General features: G+C 71.9%; 17 protein-coding genes. 9 read left to right on the top strand and 8 right to left on the bottom strand.

Annotated features, from left to right (window positions below; genetic code table 11):
- Nucleotides 1-153: 153 nt before the first annotated feature.
- The 7 genes from AB0C36_RS00085 to AB0C36_RS00055 form a co-directional block, all read right to left on the bottom strand.
- Nucleotides 154-1800 (bottom strand): hypothetical protein, encoded by a 1647-nt coding sequence (locus tag AB0C36_RS00085; protein ID WP_358346827.1) that lies wholly within the window; start codon nucleotides 1798-1800, stop codon nucleotides 154-156.
- Nucleotides 1801-2466: 666 nt separating this feature from the next.
- On the bottom strand, nucleotides 2467-3660 hold the full coding sequence (locus AB0C36_RS00080) for a cytochrome P450 family protein (protein ID WP_358347300.1): 1194 nt from the start codon (nucleotides 3658-3660) through the stop codon (nucleotides 2467-2469).
- A complete protein-coding gene (locus tag AB0C36_RS00075) occupies nucleotides 3576-5078 on the bottom strand; it encodes a cytochrome P450 (protein ID WP_435838948.1) in 1503 nt (500 codons plus the stop codon). Before AB0C36_RS00075 ends, AB0C36_RS00080 begins: the two co-directional genes overlap by 85 nt.
- Nucleotides 5075-5707: a GTP-binding protein gene (locus AB0C36_RS00070; RefSeq protein WP_358346825.1), complete on the bottom strand. Its 633-nt coding sequence runs from the start codon at nucleotides 5705-5707 to the stop codon at nucleotides 5075-5077. Before AB0C36_RS00070 ends, AB0C36_RS00075 begins: the two co-directional genes overlap by 4 nt.
- Nucleotides 5685-6098, bottom strand: a complete 414-nt coding sequence (locus AB0C36_RS00065) for a DUF742 domain-containing protein (protein WP_358346823.1) — start codon at nucleotides 6096-6098, stop codon at nucleotides 5685-5687. Before AB0C36_RS00065 ends, AB0C36_RS00070 begins: the two co-directional genes overlap by 23 nt.
- Entirely contained in the window at nucleotides 6095-6508 is a 414-nt protein-coding gene (locus tag AB0C36_RS00060) for a roadblock/LC7 domain-containing protein (RefSeq protein WP_358346821.1), read from the bottom strand. The genes AB0C36_RS00065 and AB0C36_RS00060 overlap by 4 nt, the downstream gene beginning before the upstream one ends.
- Nucleotides 6505-8082, bottom strand: a complete 1578-nt coding sequence (locus tag AB0C36_RS00055) for an ATP-binding protein (RefSeq protein WP_358346818.1) — start codon at nucleotides 8080-8082, stop codon at nucleotides 6505-6507. The genes AB0C36_RS00060 and AB0C36_RS00055 overlap by 4 nt, the downstream gene beginning before the upstream one ends.
- Nucleotides 8083-8548: 466 nt before the next feature.
- Between AB0C36_RS00055 and AB0C36_RS00050 the strand changes: the two genes are divergently transcribed.
- From AB0C36_RS00050 to AB0C36_RS00020, 7 genes are all read left to right on the top strand, one after another.
- Nucleotides 8549-9310 (top strand): group II truncated hemoglobin, encoded by a 762-nt coding sequence (locus AB0C36_RS00050; RefSeq protein ID WP_358346815.1) that lies wholly within the window; start codon nucleotides 8549-8551, stop codon nucleotides 9308-9310.
- Nucleotides 9311-9464: 154 nt separating this feature from the next.
- Nucleotides 9465-10493 (top strand): serine/threonine-protein kinase, encoded by a 1029-nt coding sequence (locus AB0C36_RS00045; RefSeq protein ID WP_358346812.1) that lies wholly within the window; start codon nucleotides 9465-9467, stop codon nucleotides 10491-10493.
- Entirely contained in the window at nucleotides 10480-10935 is a 456-nt protein-coding gene (locus AB0C36_RS00040; protein ID WP_358346809.1) for a hypothetical protein, read from the top strand. Before AB0C36_RS00045 ends, AB0C36_RS00040 begins: the two co-directional genes overlap by 14 nt.
- A gap of 47 nt (nucleotides 10936-10982) precedes the next feature.
- The gene (locus tag AB0C36_RS00035; RefSeq protein ID WP_358346806.1) at nucleotides 10983-12098 is read left to right on the top strand and encodes a hypothetical protein; all 1116 of its coding nucleotides are present in this window, start codon (nucleotides 10983-10985) and stop codon (nucleotides 12096-12098) included.
- Nucleotides 12099-12155: 57 nt separating this feature from the next.
- The gene (locus AB0C36_RS00030) at nucleotides 12156-12920 is read left to right on the top strand and encodes a vWA domain-containing protein (protein ID WP_358346803.1); all 765 of its coding nucleotides are present in this window, start codon (nucleotides 12156-12158) and stop codon (nucleotides 12918-12920) included.
- Nucleotides 12920-13786: a PP2C family serine/threonine-protein phosphatase gene (locus AB0C36_RS00025; protein ID WP_358346801.1), complete on the top strand. Its 867-nt coding sequence runs from the start codon at nucleotides 12920-12922 to the stop codon at nucleotides 13784-13786. The genes AB0C36_RS00030 and AB0C36_RS00025 overlap by 1 nt, the downstream gene beginning before the upstream one ends.
- On the top strand, nucleotides 13783-14961 hold the full coding sequence (locus tag AB0C36_RS00020) for a protein kinase domain-containing protein (protein ID WP_358346798.1): 1179 nt from the start codon (nucleotides 13783-13785) through the stop codon (nucleotides 14959-14961). The genes AB0C36_RS00025 and AB0C36_RS00020 overlap by 4 nt, the downstream gene beginning before the upstream one ends.
- A 91-nt stretch (nucleotides 14962-15052) precedes the next feature.
- Here AB0C36_RS00020 and galE read toward each other — a convergent pair whose 3' ends face one another.
- Nucleotides 15053-16024 (bottom strand): UDP-glucose 4-epimerase GalE, encoded by a 972-nt coding sequence (galE, locus tag AB0C36_RS00015; protein WP_358346795.1) that lies wholly within the window; start codon nucleotides 16022-16024, stop codon nucleotides 15053-15055.
- A 557-nt stretch (nucleotides 16025-16581) separates the two neighbouring features.
- Between galE and AB0C36_RS00010 the strand changes: the two genes are divergently transcribed.
- Together AB0C36_RS00010 and AB0C36_RS00005 are read left to right on the top strand one after the other, a co-directional pair.
- Nucleotides 16582-17556: a hypothetical protein gene (locus tag AB0C36_RS00010; RefSeq protein ID WP_358346793.1), complete on the top strand. Its 975-nt coding sequence runs from the start codon at nucleotides 16582-16584 to the stop codon at nucleotides 17554-17556.
- 32 nt (nucleotides 17557-17588) lie between these two features.
- On the top strand, nucleotides 17589-19637 hold a 2049-nt coding region (locus tag AB0C36_RS00005; RefSeq protein WP_358347294.1), incomplete at its 3' end, for a Stealth CR1 domain-containing protein.

Genomic DNA, 19637 nt, shown 5'->3' with positions numbered 1-19637 from the left:
CCTTCTCCTCCGGCCCGTACGAACACACTCGACCGGTCGTGAAGTTCATGCTTGGCCCGTGGCGGGCCATGGTGCTATCCGGCGCACGCGCACGGGCACGCGGCTTTGGGACAGAGGGGCCTGAGAGGGGGTTCCCTCGGCGTCGGCGAGGGGTCAGGCGTCGTGTCCCGGGCGCCACGAAGGCAGGTTCCGCGGGTCCGGCGACGTCCCGTCCCAGTGCGGCGGTTCGGCGGAGACCGCCGGGTGGCTTCCGGAGGTGTCCGGCACCTCGGAGCCGTCGTCAGGGTCCTCGCCCAGCACGACGCTGATGGACCACACCGAGTCCAGCGCGTTGTGGTTCGGCGGGATGGAGAGCGGAGGCGGAGCCGGTCGCTTCTTCGGGCCGGGCGTCGCGGGCGGACCGGGCGGCGGCGCGGTTTCGGGCGGGGCCGCGGGCGCGGGCGGTTGCCCGGGCAGCAGGTCCGCGGGCAGCCGCATCGGCCGGGACCGGGACTTCCTGGGTTTCCTGGGCTTGCGCGGCTTCCCCGGGGCGCCGGAGGGCAGGGGGTGCCCGGGACTGTGGGACCGCGCGTTCAGGGAACGGCGGGCGCGCACGTGCATGCCGAGGGACGCCACCGACACGAGCGCCGATCCGGCGGCCGTCGCCATCAGCACCGTGTCGGTGCCGTCGCGCCCGTCGTCCGAGGCCGCCGAGTCCGTGCCGTTCGCGTCGTCGTCGAGCGACGCACCGAAGGCGGTGTTGGCGCGCGGGCCGGGGCCGGAGCCGACGCCGTCGACGGTGGCCCGGAGTTCGTACGGCACGACCTGCCCGCGTGCGGTGTCCTTCGGGTCCGTCACGCCGACGGCGATGTAGTACGTCCCCGGCAGGTTGTAGGTCGTCTCGTAGTCGGGCTTGTCCGCCTCCACCGTCCAAGGACCGCACCGGAGTTCGGCGCGGTTGGCGCCCGCGGCGAGCGAGGCCCGGCGCGGGCCGCCCGCCTCCGCCGGGCAGTTGGCGGCGCGTCGCAGCGGGTTGTAGATGTGCGCTGCCCACCCTGCCTGGGGACCGGCCGCGAGGTCGGCGGGAACCTCCAGGGTCGTGCGTACGGTCAGCGTCTGGCCCGCCCTCAGATCCACCCGCCAGAACGGGAACTCGCCTATCGCGACGGTCCCGCGAGTGGCGCCGGAGTCCGGGAGGCGCTTGGCCCCGGCGAAGGAGAACCCGTCGTCGGCGTTGGCGGGGGCACCCGCGCCTGTGCCCGGGACGGCGTCCGGGGCGACGAGGCCGACGACCACCTCGACCTTGAACGGACCGGTCGAGCCCTCCATCGGCCTGATGCCGTTGCCGATCCGTATGCAGGCCGAAGTACCGCCCACAGCCTTGCTGTTCGAACGCGCGCCCACGCTGATGACGTTCAGACCGTCGGATGCGTTGTCGGTCTTCGCGAGCCACGACTCGGGTTTGTCGCCTTCGCCCCAGCCGGCGCCGACCGAGAGCTCGGAACCGGCGAACACCTTCTGCGCCAGTACGGCCGTGGCGGAGACCTCCAGCACCTGGTCGCCGCGTTTGCCGACGCGGTAGAAGAGATCGCGGTCGGTGGCGAGCGAGTCGGTGTACCGGCCCGGTTCGAGCAGCGGTGCGTCGGCGCACCCGGCCGTCGAGCCCTTGGCCGGTGCGCCGCTCGCGGCGTACGGAGCCACCGCCCGGTTGTCGATCGCGTGGGCGGGCGCGGCCGCCCACGCCGTGAGGACGCCGGCCGCCAGCGCCCCGGCGGCGGGCACGCCGGCGTACCGCACGGCTCCGAGCACACGTGATCGCATGCTCGGCAGACTAGGAAGGGAACCGGTGCCCCGACTAGGTCCGATCGCGCACCTCGGGGCAGGTAGGCCCGGCTTCCGGATTCGACATCTGGCGATCGTGCACGCGGATGGGGGTCCATTGCAACCCTGATGCAACCCCCGACCCGGGGGTGTGCGTTGCCGGGGTCCGGATCCGAGACTGCACGCGTCACCACCGATCGGCCGCCGGTCGGCCGTCGGCCCCATCCTGGACAGCGGGTCGACGGTCGGCCGGCTGCCGTGCGGCATCAGAGCGCCCCCCGCTTTGAGGAGTCCCATGCCCCGCTCGAGCGCAGCTCCGCCGACCCCAGCCATGGGCGGCGGCCATGCCCCCGGCCCGACCGTGCGGCCGCCGGGCAGGCCTCCGACCGGCACCCCGCGTCCCTCCTCCCCGCCGTTGGCAGACGGAACAGGGCCGGTCGGACGCGCGGGCCGGGTCGGCGGTGGAACGGCGCGTGCCCGCCCCCCACGGCGGCGCGCCGTGTGATTGCCCGGGTGCCCGCAGGCAGGCGGGCGCCTTGGCATGCGGTACGTCGTGGCGGCGTGCTGGGCCGGCGCGCCGCCACGACGGACGGCTGTCGCGGCAAAAACGCGAAGCGCCTCGGGAATCCGAGGCGCTTCGCCGTGCTCCCAACCGCCTCGGTAAGCCTACTTGCCCAGGTGTACCGGCAGCGCCTTGTGGCCGTTGGAGATGAACGACTCCATCGGCTCCAGCTCCTCCTCCTTGACCGCGAGGGCCAGGTCCGGGAAGCGCTCGAACAACGCCGGCAGCGCGATCCGCGCCTCCATGCGGGCCAGCGGCGCGCCCAGGCAGAAGTGCGCGCCGAAGCCGAAGGCCAGGTGGTCCTTGACCGCGCGCGTGACGTCGAACTCGGCCGCGTCGTCGCCGTGCACCTCGGGGTCGCGGCCCGCCGCGCCGTACGCCACCAGGATCGCCTCGCCCTTGCGGATCGTGACGCCGCCGCCGATCTCGATGTCCTCCACGGCGTACCGCAGCGGCAGGTTCGCCACCGGCGCCTCGGCCCGCAGCGTCTCCTCGATCACGTCGTCCCACGAGGCCTTGCCGGACCGCACCAGCGCGAGCTGGTCCGGCCGCGTCAGCAGCGCGTGGATCGCGTTGTCGAGCAGGTTGACCGTGGTCTCGTGCCCGGCCGACAGCACCAGCAGCAGCGTGTCGATCAGCTCGCCCTCGCTGAGCACCGCCGCTTCGCCGTTGCCGTCGTCGTCACGCGCCGCGATCAGCCCGGACGTCATGTCGTCGCCGGGGTTCTCGCGCTTCTCCGCGACGAGTGCGGTGAGGATGCCGTAGATGCTGACCTGGCACGCCTGCATCTCCTCCGGCGTCGCCGTGGTCCGGAAGATGGTGTCCACCGCGGCGTGCAGCTCGGGCTGCGAGCTCTCCGGCACGCCGAACAACTCGCAGATCACGTTGATCGGCAGCGGGTACGCGAAGTCCCGCCGCAGATCCGCCGTCTCCCCCTCCGGGGTGGCCGCGATCCGGTCGAGCAGGCCGCGCGTCAGCTCCTCGATGCGCGGCTGCATCGCCGCGGTGCGCCGGGCCGTGAAGGCCTTGGACACCAGCGTGCGCAGCCGCTTGTGGTCGCCGCCGTACGCGGTGAACATGTTCTGCACCGAGACCCAGATCTGCAGCGGCCAGTCGGCCGGGATCTCGCCGTTGATCCACGCCGGCCAGTGCTGCCGCGTGTCCTTGGAAACGCGCGGGTCGGTCAGCAGGTCCCTGATGAGGGCCTGGCTGTTCACCGACCACGCCTCCACACCGCCAGGGAGTGCCACCAGCGTCGCCGGGCCGCGGGCGCGGAGCTCGTCGTTCTCGCCGTGGATGTCGCTGCCGAAGGGGTCGATGACGTAGGCGCCGGACTGCTCGGCCACTCTTTGCCTCCAGGCTGTGGTTCGGATGAAGCGGGATGCGGAGGAAGCGGTCGGGGGGAGGCGGGGGTCGCGCCCGGCGCCGGGTACGCGGCGCCGGATGCCGTCGCGTCCTTCGGGTGCACCGGCGGGAACACCACCGGGAGTTCCGCGAGCGCCCGGTGGAACGGACCGGGGCGCCAGCGCAGTTGTTCGGCGGGGACGGTCAGCCTGATGTCGGGGACCCGGTCCAGCAGGCGTTCGATGGCGACCGCCGCGATCAGCCGGGCGCTCTCCTTGGCGGGGCACGCGTGCGGTCCCGCACTCCACGCGAGGTGCGCGCGGTTGCCGCCGCGCCGGTGCGACGCCAGGGCCGGGTCGGTGTTGGCCGCGGCGAAACTCACCACTACCGGCTCGCCCTCGCGCAGGCGTACGCCCGCCAGGTCGACGTCGCGGACCGGGAAGTGCACGCCGTAGTTCGCCATCGGCGGGTCGCTCCACAGGACTTCGTCGAGCGCGTCGTCGACCGGCATGGTGCCGCCGGACAGGCTGCCCGCGAAGCGGTCGTCGGAGAGCAGCAGCCGCAGGCTGTTCGAGATGAGGTTCTGCTGCGGTTCGGTGCCCGCCCCCATCAGCAGCGTCAGCTGGTGGATCAGCTCCTCGTCGGTGAGCCCCGAGGGGTGCGCCATGAGCCACGAGGTCACGTCCGGCCCCGGCTCGGCCCGCTTGAGCGCCACGAGTTCGACCATGCCCTCGAAGAGCAGGGCGTTGGCGTTCTCCGCGTCCACCATCTCGAAGATGCCGGACATGCCGCGGACCAGCTTCTCCGCGGTCCCGGGCGGGCAGCCGAACATCTCCATGAAGACCAGCAGTGGCACCACGAGCGCGTACTCGCGGCGCAGGTCCGCCTTGCCTTCCGGGCCGAAGCTGTCGATCAGCGAGTCCGAGCTGCGCTCGACGTACTCGCGCAACTCGACCGGGTCGACGCGGCCGAGGCTGTCGGTGATCGCCGACCGGTAGCGGGCGTGCTCGGCGCCGTCCGTGAACAGCGCGTTGGGGCGGTGGCCCATCATCGGCAGCACCGGGTTGTCCGGGGCGATGCGGCCGTCCTGGACGGCCTTCCAGCGGCGCGGGTCCTTGGAGAACGTCTCGGGGCTGCGCAGCAGTTGCAGCGCGGCGTCGTACGACGTCACCAGCGACGCCTCCACCTGCTCGTCGAGCAGCACGGGTGCGACGGGGCCGTGGTCGCGGCGCAGGCGGGCGTACACGGAGGCCGGGTCGTCGGCGAAGTCGGCGCCGTAGAGCGGGACTCCGGTCAGACCGTGGGCAGGGCAACCGGGCGGCGGGCCGGCGGATTCGGTCTCCGCGGTGCCGCTGTCGGGGTTCGTGGTCAAGACAAGGGCTCCTGGCCGGAAAGGGTGAGGAGGTGGCGGACAAGGGCGATCAACGCCTCGGTGGACGAGCGCGGGTCGCGGGCGTCGCAGGTGACCAACGGGGTCTCGGGCAGCAGGTCGAGCGCCTCGCGGATCTCGTGGTCGGCGTAGCGGGGCGAGTCGGGGAACTGGTTGAGGGCGACGGCGTACGGCAGCCCGTGGTCCTCCAGCAGGCCCATCACCTCGAACGACTGCTCCAGGCGGCGCGTGTCGGCGAGGACCAGCGCCCCGAGGGCACCCGTCGCCATGTCCTGCCACAGCCGGGTGAAGCGGTGCTGCCCGGGTGCCCCGAACAGGTAGAGCACCAGCCGGTCGTTGAGGGTCAGGCGGCCGAAGTCCATGGCCACCGTCGTGGTGGTCTTGTCGGGCACCCCGCTCAGGTCGTCGACCAGCGCGCCGGCCTGCGTCATGCGCTCTTCGGTGTGCAGCGGCCGGATTTCCGAGAGCGTGCCGACGAACGTCGTCTTGCCGACCGCGAAATGCCCGACCACGAGCAGCTTCACCGACGTTCGGACGGTCGGGCGCAGGTAGACGGCACCGTTTCCGGGGCCGGACTGTGCGTCGCGCTCAGAGGCGAGCACGGAGTCCATCAAGCACCTCCTGAAGCAACTGGGCCTCGGGAAGCTCGGCCGCGGGGATGGGGGCGCGTGTGAGGATGTGGCCGGCGTCGACCAGGTCGGCCAGGAGCACCTTGGTGACGCTCACCGGCAGGCCGAGGTGTCCGGCGACCTCGGCGACCGAGAGCGAGCCGGGACGGCACAGTTCGACCAGGCGGCGCTTCTCCGGGGTGAGTCCGGACAGCGGCCGGTCGGCCGTCGCGATCACCAGGGTGACCAGGTCGAACGTGTTGCGGCTCGGGTGCGCGCGCCCGTCCGTCACGACGTACGGCCGGACCAGTCCTTTGCCGCGGCCGCCCGGGGCGCCGCCGTCGGGTCCCGGCGCCTGCGGGTCCCCGGCCGGCCCCGGGCGGCGGCGCCTCATGGGCGGCCTCCGAGGCCTTGCCTGGGCGGACTGGTCAGTTCCTTGCCGAGACGGTCGACCAGTTTCTGCATCGCGTACGTCACGGACTCCATGTCGACATGCTCGGACGCCGAGACCGCGAGGTACGCGCCGGTTCCGGCGGCGACCAGGAACACATAGCCGCCGTCGAACTCGACGAGGGTCTGCCGCCACCGGGTCTCCCGGGGGTCGGCGAACGCGGAGGTGCTGCGGCTGATCGACTGGAGGCCGGAGAGCGCGGCGGCCTGGCGGTCCGCCTCGTCGCGGTCGATGCCGCGCGAGTGGGCGCGCAGCATCCCGTCGGCGGACAGCAGGATCGCGTGCCGCGCCTCCGGGACCCGCAGGGCCTCGTCGAGCATCCAGCCCAGGTCGTTGTGACCGTGGTCGTTCATGAGTGTGCGATCCCCTTGTCCTGATCGTCGCCGTGTCCCTCGTCGCCGTCGCGCACCGCGGCCCGGCCGGAGCGGGTGCCCCGGGCGAACGCGCCCATGCGGGCGGCCGTTTCGTGCACGGAGCGGCCCCGCGCGGTGTCCGTCGCGACGGCGTCCGCGGCGGCGGCCGCCTCGGTGGCGGCGGTGGGACGCGCGGCCCGTGCCGCCGGTGCGGCGGCGTCGCGGCGCCTGCGCTTGGGCAGTCCGGCCGCCGTCGAGCCGACGACGTCGACGGGCATGGGCTCTTCGGGCTGACCGGCGTGCCCGTGGGCCTGCCGGTCTTCGCGGACCGGGCGGACTTCGTCGGTCGGGCCGGCTGCGTCGGCCGACCGGGCCGCGTCGGTCCGGCGGGCTGCGTCGGTCGGGTGGACCGGGTGGCCGGTGTGGACCGGGTCGGCCGCGTGGACCGGCTCGGCCACGTGTGCCGGGCGGGCCTCGTGGGCCTCGCGGGGTTCCGGGGCGGTCGGCCGCGGGGCGGCGGGGAGGGCCTGTGCCGGTACGGGCGGGCGGAGTTCGCGTACCAGCCCCGGCACGTCTTCCGGTTCGAGGTGGGTCAGCAGTTCGCTGGGCAGGAACAGCACGGCGCGGACGCCGCCGTAGGGCGAGCGGGTGTCGACCGAGACGCTGAAGCCGTACCGCTGCGCCAGCACGCCCACGACCGCGAACCCGAACTGCGGCGGGTCGCCGAGCCGCGTTATGTCGATGTACTCGTCACCGCCGATGAAGCGGACGGCGGCCTCGATTTCCTTGTCGTTCATGCCCACGCCCGCGTCGTCGACGACGACGCACGCGCCGTTGTGCGCGGGCTGGATGTTGACCTCGACGGTGGTGTTCGGCTGCGAGTGCCGGGTCGCGTTGTCGAGGAGTTCGGCGATCGCGAGCACCACGGGCTCGACCGCGCGGCTGACGACCGCCACCTCGATCTGCTCGTGGACCTGCACCCGGCGGTAGTCGCGGATGCGCGACTTGGCGCCGCGGGCGACATCCATCAGCGAGGACGCCTCGCGCTGGCGGCCGGGCCACGACCCGCACAGGACGGCGATGGCCTGGGCGCGGCGGCCGAACTGCGCGTTGGTGTGGTCGATCTCCAGCAGGCTGCCGAGGATGTCGGGGTGGTCGTACTCGTCCTGCATGTCCGAGATGGCGAGCTGCTGTTCGTTGGCGAGGCCCTGCAGCGCCCGCATGGCGCCCTTGAGGGCGGCCTTGGCGGACTGGTCGGCGCGGATCTGCGCACGGCGCACGGCGCCGCCGAACATCTCCTCTATGAGGTGCACGCTCAGCGCGTGCGACGTGCCTTCGAGCCGGGGGTCGGGGACCACGGGGCCGAACGGCCGGTGGTTCTTCTCCAGCAGCGGCAGACGGTCCTCGACGAGTGTGCGCAACGAGGTGTCGCGCGCCTCGACGCCGCCCGCCAGTTCCGCTATTCGGCGTCTGTGCGCGGCCGCGGTCCACAGGAGCCGGACCACCGCTCCCGCCAGGATCAGGGCCACCGCGACCAGGCTCCAGAACACCGCGGACGGGACGCTGTCTGTCATCGGATCCTCGGGAACGGCCACGTGGAGTGGGCGGGGACAGCAGGGCGCCAACATCCTAGTCAGATCGATGACGTGCAGTCAGAGGCCGGAAACAGTCCGTGAAGTGACGATTTATCAGGCACCTCGGACATGCGCCGTCATCACACCACCGGCGCGCACGGCGTCGGTCCGGCCGCCGACCGGATTTTCGCCCCAACGTGTTGGCGGCGTCGTGAGCTGCACAGACGCGGGCGGGGCGGGAGGCGTACGCCGGCGTGTGGTGGGCCGACCGGAGCCCTCGTACGCCTGCTTTGTTGTCCGAAAGTCGTCGGGAGGGTGAATTCCCGCCGGTTGTGACGGACGTCTCGCCAGGTAGGGCCGCGGTGGCCGCCGCACGCCGGCTGTCCGCTACGCGCGGGCGGGAATCATCCGGCGGCGCCGTGTCGTTGGGGCGGGAAATCCGGTTCCCGACCCCAGGGGCGCGACCATGATCGTCGAATACATCCGCTACACCATCCCGGAGCCGGACGCCGCCGCATTCGAGGCCGCGTACGCCCGGGCCGCCGCATCGCTGCGGGCCGCCCCGCAGTGCGTGGACTACGAACTGGCGCGCTGTACCGAGGAGCCCGGCTCCTATGTACTGCGCATCCGCTGGACCTCCGCCCCCGACCACCTCGAGGGCTTCCGCAAGGGCGAGCACTTCCCGGCGTTCTTCGCCGAGATCAAGCCCTACTTCTCGGCCATCCAGGAGATGCGGCACTACGAGGTGACGGACGTCGTCGGCACCGGCGGCTCTAATCCCACGCTGTTCGAGTGGGCAGGCGGCGCCGAGGCCTTCGACCGCCTGTTCACCCGCTTCTACGAGCGGGTCGCCGAGGACGAGGTGCTGGCCCCCGTGTTCGCCGGCATGGACGCCCACCACGCGCAGCACGTCGCGGCGTGGCTCGGCGAGGTGTTCGGCGGCCCCGCGGTCTACAGCACCGATCTGGGCGGCCACCCGCACATGGCTTCCAAGCACCTCGGCAAGGGCATCACCGAGACCCAGCGGCGTCGCTGGGTCGCGCTGCTCGCCGACACCGCCGACGAGGTCGGGCTGCCGGACGACCCGGAGTTCCGCGGCGTCCTGGCGTACTACCTGGAGTGGGGGACGCGCATGGCGATCATCTACTCCGGCCCGAACCCGCCGCCGCTGCCGCAGACGCCGATGCCGCGCTGGGACTGGGGGCTCACCCCGCCCTGGAAGGGCTGACGCCGAAGGCCCCCGGACACGACCCAGGTCACGGTCTCGTGGTTCGCATACCGGGAGGAGCCGTTTCCCGGGACAATCCCCTTGCGGCCGTCCGACGCCGGCAACCGGTGCACCGGAAGCGGTACGGCGTCGGCGGGCCGCAGGGGAGGACAGCGTGAGGACGCCGTTGAGCGATCCGCAGCGGGTGGGGCCGTACCAGATCGTCGGGCGGCTGGGCTCGGGCGGCATGGGGTGGGTGTACCTGGGCCGTTCGCCGACCGGCCGCATGGTGGCCGTCAAGGTCGTGCGGCCGGAGCTGGCCATGGAGCCGGAGTTCCGCGACCGCTTCGAGCGGGAGGTCGACGCCGCGCGGGCGGTCGGCAGCCTCTTCACCGCGGCCGTCGTCGACGCGGACACCCACGGGGACCCGCCGTGGCTCGCCACGGTGTACGTGCCGGGCCCGTCCCTCGCCGAGGAGGTCGCCCGGAACGGCCCGCTCGCCGAGCCGCAGGTGCGCCTGCTCGGGGCGGGGCTCGCGGAGGCGCTGCGGGCGATCCACGCGGCGGGCGTCGTGCACCGCGACCTCAAGCCCTCGAACGTGCTGCTCGCCCCGGACGGCCCCCGCGTCATCGACTTCGGGATCTCGCGCATGCTCGGGGCCGCCGGGCTCACGCGCAGCGGGATCGTGCTCGGTACCCCGGCGTTCATGTCACCGGAACAGATCACCGGCATGATGGTGGGACCGTCGAGCGACCTGTTCTCCCTCGGCGGCGTCCTGCTGTTCGCCGCCACGGGCGAGCAGCCCTTCCCGGGAGGCGAAGGCCACTTGTACCGGCTCGTCCACGGGGAACCCGAACTCGACGGCGCTCCCGACGGATTGCGCGAGCTGATCCGGCGCTGCCTGGCCAAGGAACCCGGCGACCGGCCGAACCTGGACGACCTGCTCGCGGAACTCCTCGCCGAGCCGGGGGCCGCCGAGCCCGCGGACCCGGCGTCGAGCGCCGAACACGCCCTGCAGGCCGGGGGATGGCCGTTCCCCGCCGTCGCCGAGACGTTGCGGGTGCACGAACTGCCGCCGCCGTCCGGCAACGCGGGCACGCCGGGCCCCACCGCCTCATGTCTCACCCTGCACGCGCAAACCCTGCTGGACGCCGGGCTGACCGGTGAAATGATCGTCGAGGCGATGACCCGTGCCGGACGTTGAGCACAGCCGACCGCAGGTCCACATGCTCGGTTCGGACTGGCGTGTGCTGCTGGACCGTTGGGCGGTCCGGCACCAACTGCGCACGACCGCCGACACGGTCTCGGTGACCCTGGAGTTCGACATCCCGTCGACCGAACGGCTGCTGACGGTGCGGTTCATGACGACGTCGAGCCTGCTGGTCGCGTTCATGACCAACGGGCGTACGCTGCGCCGCGACCAGTTGGCCACCGCGGCCGCGGCGGCGAACGCCTGGAACACCGAGCAGTTGGTGCCGATGTTGTCGGTGTGGGACGTACGCGGACCGCACCCGTGCATCGCCGGGACCTGCACAATGCCGCTGACCTGCCGCCTCACCCAACCGGACTTCGACGCGCTGGCGACGCGGTGGGTGGAGCACGGGCGCGTGATGTTCACGCGCTGTCAAGAACTGTTCCGGCTGTGAACCGGCCGCCGATAGAATGCGGCATTCCTCATGGGGTGGGGGCGCGCATGACCTGGACGCGGGGGCGGGGTTCCGCCGCGGTCGCGAGTGCGGCGCTGCTTCTCGCCCTGCCACTTTCCGGCGTGGCGGGCGCGAGCGCCTGGGACGCCCCGAACGCCGCGAACGCCCCGAACGCCTCGTATGGTCAACGTGCTTCACATGCCTCCGCGGCCGGGGACGCCGCCGGTGCGCCGGGGATTCTGCTTCCCGACGGATGCTCGGCGGGGGCTCCGGCACAGCTCGACAAGCCCGCACTGCGCTGCCTTGCCGAGACCGCGCGGTCCTCGCGCTCGGGTGCGGTCGTGGTCACGCTGACCCGCCCGCTGGGCCTGGTCGGTGTGGACGCCGGCGACGTCCGCGACGCCCGCGAGGCGTTCGCCGAAGGCCGGTTCGCCGTCGTGCTGCCGAGCGGGGACAGCGGTGTCGGGGGGAGCCTGCTGTTCACCCTGGCCGCCGATCCGGCCGGCCGGGTGGTCGCCCGCGACAGCGCGGTGGCCCGTCTCGACCCGGGCACCGTCGCGTTGCTGAAGTCGGCGGGCGGCTGCGAGGCGGTGTGCGAACTGCTGGAGAAGGCCCCGGCCGAGGGAGTGTCGGGCGAACGCCTGGTCGCCGAACGGCTCGCGCAGGAGAACGGCGGGCTGCTGATGCTGCCCACGCGCGGCACCGACGGCGGTGACGAAGGAGTGCCGTCCTGGACGCTGGCCCTGCCCGTCCTCGTGCTGGCGGTGGTACTCGCCCTGGCGGTGCCCTTCCGACGGCGGCTTGCGGCGCAACGCGCCTACGGCGGCGAGGTGAACGCGTACCCGGGGGGTGCGGCGACCGTTACGGCAACGGCGACCGCGCCGCCCCCGCCTCGGACCTCGGCGCCGCCGCGTCCCGCCGCCGCGGCGACGGGCGGACGGCGGCCGTCGCGGGGCGGGGCCAGAGGTGTTGGTCCGACGCGTGCCGCCACCGTGCGGACGAGCCTCCACCCGCAGGGGTACGTCGAACTCGACCGCTGCCTCGTCCGAGCCACCTGGGCGGACGCCGGAGAGCCGCCGGCCGTCGGGGAATCCGTCGACACCGTCGCCGCCGAGTCCGGGGCCCTGCTGGCCGTCCGGCCGACGCGACGTGGAAAGAACTGAGGGGGTCGTACTTTGCCCGGCAACCGCTGGGGACGCTCGGTGCCGCAGGACGCCACCGTGCTCCGACAGGTACCGCAGGCGGCGCCGCAAGACGCGTACGCCGACATCGACTTCGAGAACAACGCGCAGCGCCTGCCGCTCGTGCTGTGCCTGGACACGTCGAGTTCCATGGGCGGCACGCCCATCGCGACACTGAACGAGGCGCTCGGACAGTGGGCGAGGGAACTGCACGACGACGTCAGCCTCAGCGCGAGCGTCGAGGTCGCGGTCATCACGTTCGGCGGCACCGGGGTGGCCGCGTGGCGCGGACCGCATGTGATCCCGCCCGGGCAGCCGGGCACGCCCTTCGTCCCCGCCCACCAGTTCCAGGCGCCGAGCCTGGTCGCGTCCGGCGTCACGCTGCTGACCGAGGCCGTCGAACTGGCCATGCAGATCGTCGCGGCGCGCAAGCAGGAACTGCGGCAGGCCGGACTCCAGTACTACCGGCCGCAGATCTGCCTCATGACCGACGGCTTGCCGACCGACACCCAGGGGCAACTGACCGACACCTGGCAGCGGTTGGTACCCGTGCTGGCCTCCGAGCAGGAGAAGCGGCACTTCCGGCTGTACGCGATAGGCGTCGGCGGGATCACCCCGCAGGGCCTCGACGTGCTGCGGGCGCTCGCACCGGCGTTCCACGCGCAGTTGCAGGGGTTCCCGTTCCGCGAACTGCTGGCGATGATGTCGGCGAGTGCGAACGCCGAGCAAAAGGGCGCGGGCGACGAGGTGTTCGAGAAGATCTTCCACCAGTTCCGCACCCAGCGCTCCGCGTGGGAGCCCTGATGGGGCCGGGGCCCGGGCCGGGGTCGGGCTTGGGGTCGGGGCCGCGCGGTTCGTGGCGTACGCACGGCATCAGCGTCGAGGGATACCGGCACCGCCGCGAGGGCGTGCCGTGCCAGGACGCGTGGGCCGAGGCCGCGACCGGACCCGAGCACGCCCGCGTGGTGGTGCTCGCGGTGGCGGACGGGGCCGGCAGCCGCCCGCAGTCCGAGGTCGGCTCCGCCCTCGCGGTCCGCCTGGCCACCGCGTACTTCGCCGAACGCATAGGCGCCACACGGTTGTTCGCGAACGGCTCCGGCGGCGCGGCGACAGACGGCGAGGCCGCGCACGCGCTGCTGGGCGACACCTTCCTGGAAGTGCGCGACGAGTTCCTGCGCCGGACCGGCGAGAACGGCGGGCGGCCGGACGACTTCGCCACCACGCTCACCGTCGTCGTCCTGGCGCCCACCTGGATCGGGTACGCCAGCGTGGGCGACGGATTCGCCATCCTGCGCGCCGGCGCGGACGGCGGCACCCCGCTCTACCACCTGCTGCCGCAGCCCGAGTCGGCAAGCGAATACAGCAACGAGACGGTGTTCCTGACGTCACGTGAGGCACCCCGCTGGATCCGCACCGAGTGCGTGCTCGACCCGGACGCGGACGGGGTCCTGCTGTCCACGGACGGCCTGGCGCAGGCCGCGATCTCGTGGTTCGGCGGGCGGGCCGTCGACCCGAACAAGTCGTTCGCCACGGCGGTCTTCCGCTCCCTCGACAACCCCGGGCCCGACCCCCGTGCCGACGAGGAGGCGCTCGCGGCGCTCCTGCGCTCGGACCGGCTGACCGCCCTCAACGCCGACGACAAGACACTCCTGCGGGCGGTGCGCACATGACCGAGCGGCGCCTGCGCGTGGGCGACGACGAAGTGGTTCTCAGCAGCCGGGACGCGCCGAAAGGCGGCGGCCAGGCTGCCGTGTACCCCCTCGACGACAACCCCGGCACCGTCGTGAAGCTCTACCGCGAACCGCAAGGGCCGGACCAGGAGCGCCGCGTCGAGCGGATGCTCAACCTGACGCCGCTCGGCGGCCGCCCGACCAACACCTCGCAGCCCCCCGAACTGGCCTGGCCCACCGCCGTGGTGCGCGGCGTGGACGGCGAATTCCTCGGCTACGCGATGCGGCGCTTCGGCGAACCCGAACACGTACCGCTCATCGGCCTGTTCACCCGCGCGCAGCGGCTGCGCTGCTTCCCGCCGCAGACCGACTGGCGGTTCCTGCTCGGCGTCTGCTGGAACCTCGCCTTCATGACCGCACGCATGCACCACGAGGGCCTGGTCATCGGCGACTTCTCCAGCAACAACATCGTCGTCGACGGCAACGGCTTCGTTACGCTGCTGGACTGCGACTCGATCGCGTTCACCGACCCGGCGAGCGGCGAGCACTTCCCGGCACTCATGCAGACCGCCGACTACTCGGCGCCGGAACGCCAGGCGGGCGGCCCGGCGTCGCCGCACACCGACAACTTCGCGCTGGCCGTGCTGATCTACCAGTTGCTGACGGTCGGCAACCACCCCTTCGGGGGCGTACCGCACGGGAGCAGCAGCGACAGCACCATCAAGGACAACATCGCGGCGAGTTGCTCGTACGTCGTCCACCCCGAGGCGGTGACGACGCCGCGCAACATGGTCGAGCCGACCGTCCTGCCGCCCTCGCTGCTGGCGCTCGCGCGGCAGGCCTTCGGACCCGGCGTGCACCGGCCCGAATCGCGGCCGTCGGCGGAGGACTGGCTGCGCGCGCTGGACCGCGAACGGTCGCGCGTGGAGACCTGCGGGGAACGGCCGCGGCACACGTACGGCTTCCACCTCACCACGTGCCCCTGGTGCGCCCGCGCCGCGGTGACGGGTCAGGACGCGTTCAACATGCCGCCGCCACGGCCGATGCCGCCCCCGGTTCCGGTGGGCACGCCGGACGTTCCCGAGGAGGCACCGGTCTCACGCACACTGGTACTGGTGCTGATCGCCCTGATCGCGGTCATCGCCGTGGTGGTAGCCATCGCAGCATCCGCCTGACCGGCCCGGAGGCGGCACACGGCTCGGCGACCGGGCGCCGCGCCGGGCCGGGCCGGGGCACACGCCGGGCCGGGTCACATGCGGGGCTGGGTCAGGTGACAGGCTGGGGTGCCCAACCGTGCCACGCCGAGGCCACCATGTCGTGCAGGCCGTACCTCGCCTCGAAGCCCAGCTCGCGCCGGATGCGGTCGGCGGCGGCCACCACGCGCGCGGGGTCGCCGGGGCGGCGCGGCCGGACGACGGCGACCACGTCCTCGTGGCCGGTCTCAGCGCGGATCAGGTCGACCATCGCACGGACCGATGTCCCTTCGCCGCGACCGACGTTGAGCGTCAGGGCCGCCTCCGGGTCGGCGAGCAGGCGGCGGGCGGCGGCGGCGTGCGCCTCGGCGAGGTCCTGCACGTGGATGAAGTCGCGGACGCACGTACCGTCGGGCGTCGGGTAGTCGTCGCCGAAAATGACCGGCGCCGCGCCGCCGCGCAGACGCTCGAAGACCATCGGGATCAGGTTGAAGACGCCGGTGTCGGCCAGCTCGGGGGCGCCCGCGCCGGCCACGTTGAAGTAGCGCAGCGAGGCGTACGCGATGCCGTGTGCGGTGGCGGCGGCCCGGATCAGCCACTCGCCGACGAGCTTGCTCTCGCCGTACGGGTTGATCGGCCGGCAAGTGACGTCCTCGTCGACCAAGTCGACGTCCGGCATGCCGTAGACGGCCGCGCTCGAGGAGAACACGAAGCGGCGTACACCCGCGGCGACCACCGCGTCGAGCAGCGTGCGCAGGCCCTCGACGTTCTCCTCGTAGTAGAAGAGCGGGCGGGCCACCGACTCGTCGACGCGCTTCTTGCCGGCCACGTGCACGACCCCGTCGACGCCGTGGGTCGCCAACACGGTGTCGAGCAGCGCGCGGTCGAGCACCGAGCCCACGACGAGCGGCACGCCCCCGGGCACCCGGTCCGCCGACCCGGTCGACAGATCGTCCAGCACAACCACGCCGAACCCCGCGGACTGCAGCGAGCGCACGACATGCGCGCCGATATACCCGGCGCCACCGGTAACCAGCCAACTCATCAGACCAGGTTAACGCCAGGCGGCCCCCGGCTGACCGCCAGGGTTTCTGCAACACCGAACAAATCGGGCTTGTGGCGACCAGGACGAAGGGCCGGTCGGCGGGGGCGGCCTCAGGCAAGGGCGCAAAGCGACCAAAGTCTTCAGAGTCGCCGTTTCGCTCCTTATGGCAACAAAACAACGGAGTGCAATAACACTCCGTATTTGCATGCATGCCTGTGGTTCCTGTTCTCGGCGACCGTTTACCCGGCAGACCGCACCCGATCACCGTGACTTTCGATTCGCGGGCAGTGTTGTTTACCATCTCTGATGGCCGTAGAACCGGCTGCCGCCAAGGAACCGGTTAACCTGGGCGGGTCGGCCAGGCCTGATGCCGGGAAACGGTGTCGGCGCCATGCGATTTAACTTCGCGGCACTCCAGGCGCGCCGCCGCATTGCGGGGTGCCTCATGCCGTCGTTTTCGGGTGCCGAGCACTCGGAAGCGGCACGACCTCCTGAGGACGGCCACGGTGAGACCCCGGCACGCGCTGCGTGTGACACGAGACTCGGCTCGTATCGCCTTGGATGTACTGCCGGTCAAGACCCAGCAGATGTTGGACAAGCGGGTGCGGCCCCAGGTGGCCAAAGCGCGATCGGCGGTCGTCCACAAGGTCGTGCACCCGGTCGCGGGGGAGGGTCGCGGCCGTGTACTGCACGCGTCGGTGCTCGACGGCCACTCGCTCAACCTGCAGGCCGTTCTTCCGCTCCGGGAAGAGATGGCGGCGGATGCCGCCTCCCTGTTCCTGGTGCGTGGAAGCAGCCACCACCGGGTACCGCTGCGCCTGAAGCAGATCAGTCCCGACGAGGTCCAGGTGGCGGCGACGACGCTGCTCGGCCCGCAAGCGGACGGCGTCGACCTGTCCGCCGGCCGATGGCGGGCACTGGTCCTGGTCACCGCGAAAGGGCAGCGCCTGCGCGCCTTCGACCTCGAGGGGCCGCTCGGCCCGACGGTCGCCGGCGGACCCACCCAGACGCCCCTGGCGAGTGGTCTGACCGGTCGGCGCAACCAGATCCGGCTGAGTCCTCTCGGTCTGCTCCGCATCGCGGTCGCCGACCCGGAGCCTCGGGCCGAGATGGTGCGGTTCGAGCTTCGGCACGGCGGGGCACTTCTGACATTCCGGGCTGTCGGCCTGACGCGGGCACGGCCGACTGCCGTGGAGTTCACGCATGACGGCGTCACCCGCACAGCCACGCCCGAACCCGGCACATCGCACCTCGTCACCATCGAGGTGCCGTTCGACGCATTGATCAGCGGTGCCGGGGCGGGCGAGCGGGTCTGGCAATTGCATGCCCGGCTGCGCGACGGCAAACGCGTGCTTCTGACCCGGGAACTCGACATCGTTCGCATGCCCAGGCGCATCTTCCGCATGAGGAAGCTTCTGGTCGCCACCAAGGGCGGGGCTCTGGTCCGCGTCCGACCGCACTACAGTTCCCGCCACCAATTCCGCATCGGCTGCACCCTCGTCGCCGCCGCCCGCCCCGGAGCTCCCTCGTGAAGATTCAGTACCTGCTGACCAGCGCCGACACGATGGGTGGCACGGAGCGCGCCGTGCTGACCCAAGCCGCGCTGATGGCAGCACGGCACGAGGTCGAGGTTGTCAGCGTCTTCCGGACGCGCGCCCGTCAGTTCTTCGCGATACCCGACGGCGTGCGGTTGCGCCACCTGATCGACGCCACGAACGCGGCGGCGCCCCGACCTGTCGCCGCCCGCTCCCTCGGTGCGGACGACTGTGTTTCGCTTGCCGCCTTGCCCAGCCGCTACGTCGAACCCGCGTGGGAGGCGGTTTTCAACCGCCTGTCCGACCTCGAACTCGAGCGTCTGCTCAGGGAAACCGACGCCGACATTGTGGTGACGCCCACGCCCGCGCTCATGGCATTGGCCGTGCAACTGGTCCCTTCGCGCGTCAAGACGGTGCATCAGGAACACCGGGTCTCGGAACTGCGGGGAATCAGCGGGGAACCGCTGCTGCGCTATGCCCCGGCACTCGACGCCCTGGTGGCGCTCACCGAGCCCACGAGAACCTGGTTTGCCGAGACGTTCGGGGAGTTGGCACCCCACCTGGCGACCATCCCCAACGCGGTTCCCGGTGGCTTCCGCCCGGGCTCGACCCGGGTCAACCCGGTCGTGGCGATGGCCGGACGAATGGTGCCGGAGAAGCAGATCCATCACGCGATCCGCGCCTTTGGGCAGCTCACGGACACCTTTCCCGAGTGGACTCTGCGCGTCTACGGGGAAGGCCCCAAACTGTCGGAACTGCGCAACCTGGTCGACGAGTTGGAGCTCAACGACAACGTCCACCTGCTCGGCAACGCGCCGCGCATGGACGAGGAGTGGGCGAGGGCGTCGATCTGCCTGCTGACCTCCAGGGTCGAGGCGTTCCCGCTTGTGTTGACGGAAGCAAAAGCCGCAGGTCTCCCGTGTGTTGCGTACGACTGTCCCAACGGCCCGGCCGAGCTGATCCGCGACGGGGTCGACGGTTTCCTCGTCGCGCTCGACGACGTTGACGGGCTCGCCGCCGCGCTCGCCCGCCTGATGGGCGACGAGGCACTCCGGAACCAGTTCGGAACCGCCGCGTTGGAGACGTTGGACGAGCTCTCTCCCGACCGTGTAGGGGCGGCTTGGGAATCGCTTTTCGGCGAGGTGGCCGCCCAGGCCGCCTTGCCCGGCAGCGCGGACGCCAAAGCCGACCGGTTCGCGCGGCACCTGGCAGGCACCTCGGGAGGAAACGCCGTGCTCGCGGCCGTGCCCTCCCACGGCACGCGCCGAATCGCCAGCTTCAGCTACAAGGCGCACCAGGTCCGCATCGAGGCACTCCACCCGAACCTGCGCCGCCATGGCGGGCAGGTGTGCTTGGTCGCCGATCACCTGTCGGCCGCCGATGTCATCGACCGCAACCTGCATTTGGTTCTGGACGTCTTGGAGAAGTCCGGGATCCCGTACATCTATTTCAACGACGGCAACCTGCGGCACCAGGTCGGCGTTGCGGAGGAGTACCGCCAGCAGGTGCTGGACGCGGTTGCCGAGCGATATGCCGACGAGGCGGTCTATGTCGCGGCGCTGAACGCGGGTGGCGGCGTCATGAAGACCGCCATGGCCGGGACCCTGGGGGCGTGGAACCTGCTGAAGGCGCCATCAGGCATCCGGGTCTTCCAGCCGGTCATGACCGACAACGGCACCGTGCGGTTCGCCGGGGTGTACGGGACCACCGTCTCCTTCTGGAGCGACTCGGAGGACGGCCGGGATCTTGAGAACCCTGCCGCGACGACACTGGGCCGCATCCTGCCCAAGGAGTCCCTGACTCCCGCGCTCCTCGAGGTGGCGGGCCGCGACGTATCCACTGCCGAGCCGTTCACACGGACCCTGGTGAGCTCGATCGATTTCCCGATCGACGCGGTGTACACGTGGGTGGACGGCAACGACCCCGCATGGAACGAACGTCGCAACAAGATGTTCGTCGCGAACGGCCTCACGCCCGCGGCCGAGGCGAACGGCTCCGCCCGCTACCGCAACCGTGACGAGTTGCGGTATTCGCTGCGGTCGATCGACATGTACGCCCCCTGGATCCGCACCGTCTAC

This window comes from Streptodolium elevatio (assembly GCF_040649515.1).
Taxonomy (GTDB): domain Bacteria; phylum Actinomycetota; class Actinomycetes; order Streptomycetales; family Streptomycetaceae; genus Yinghuangia; species Yinghuangia elevatio.
This window is presented reverse-complemented; position numbering and strand designations above follow the sequence as displayed.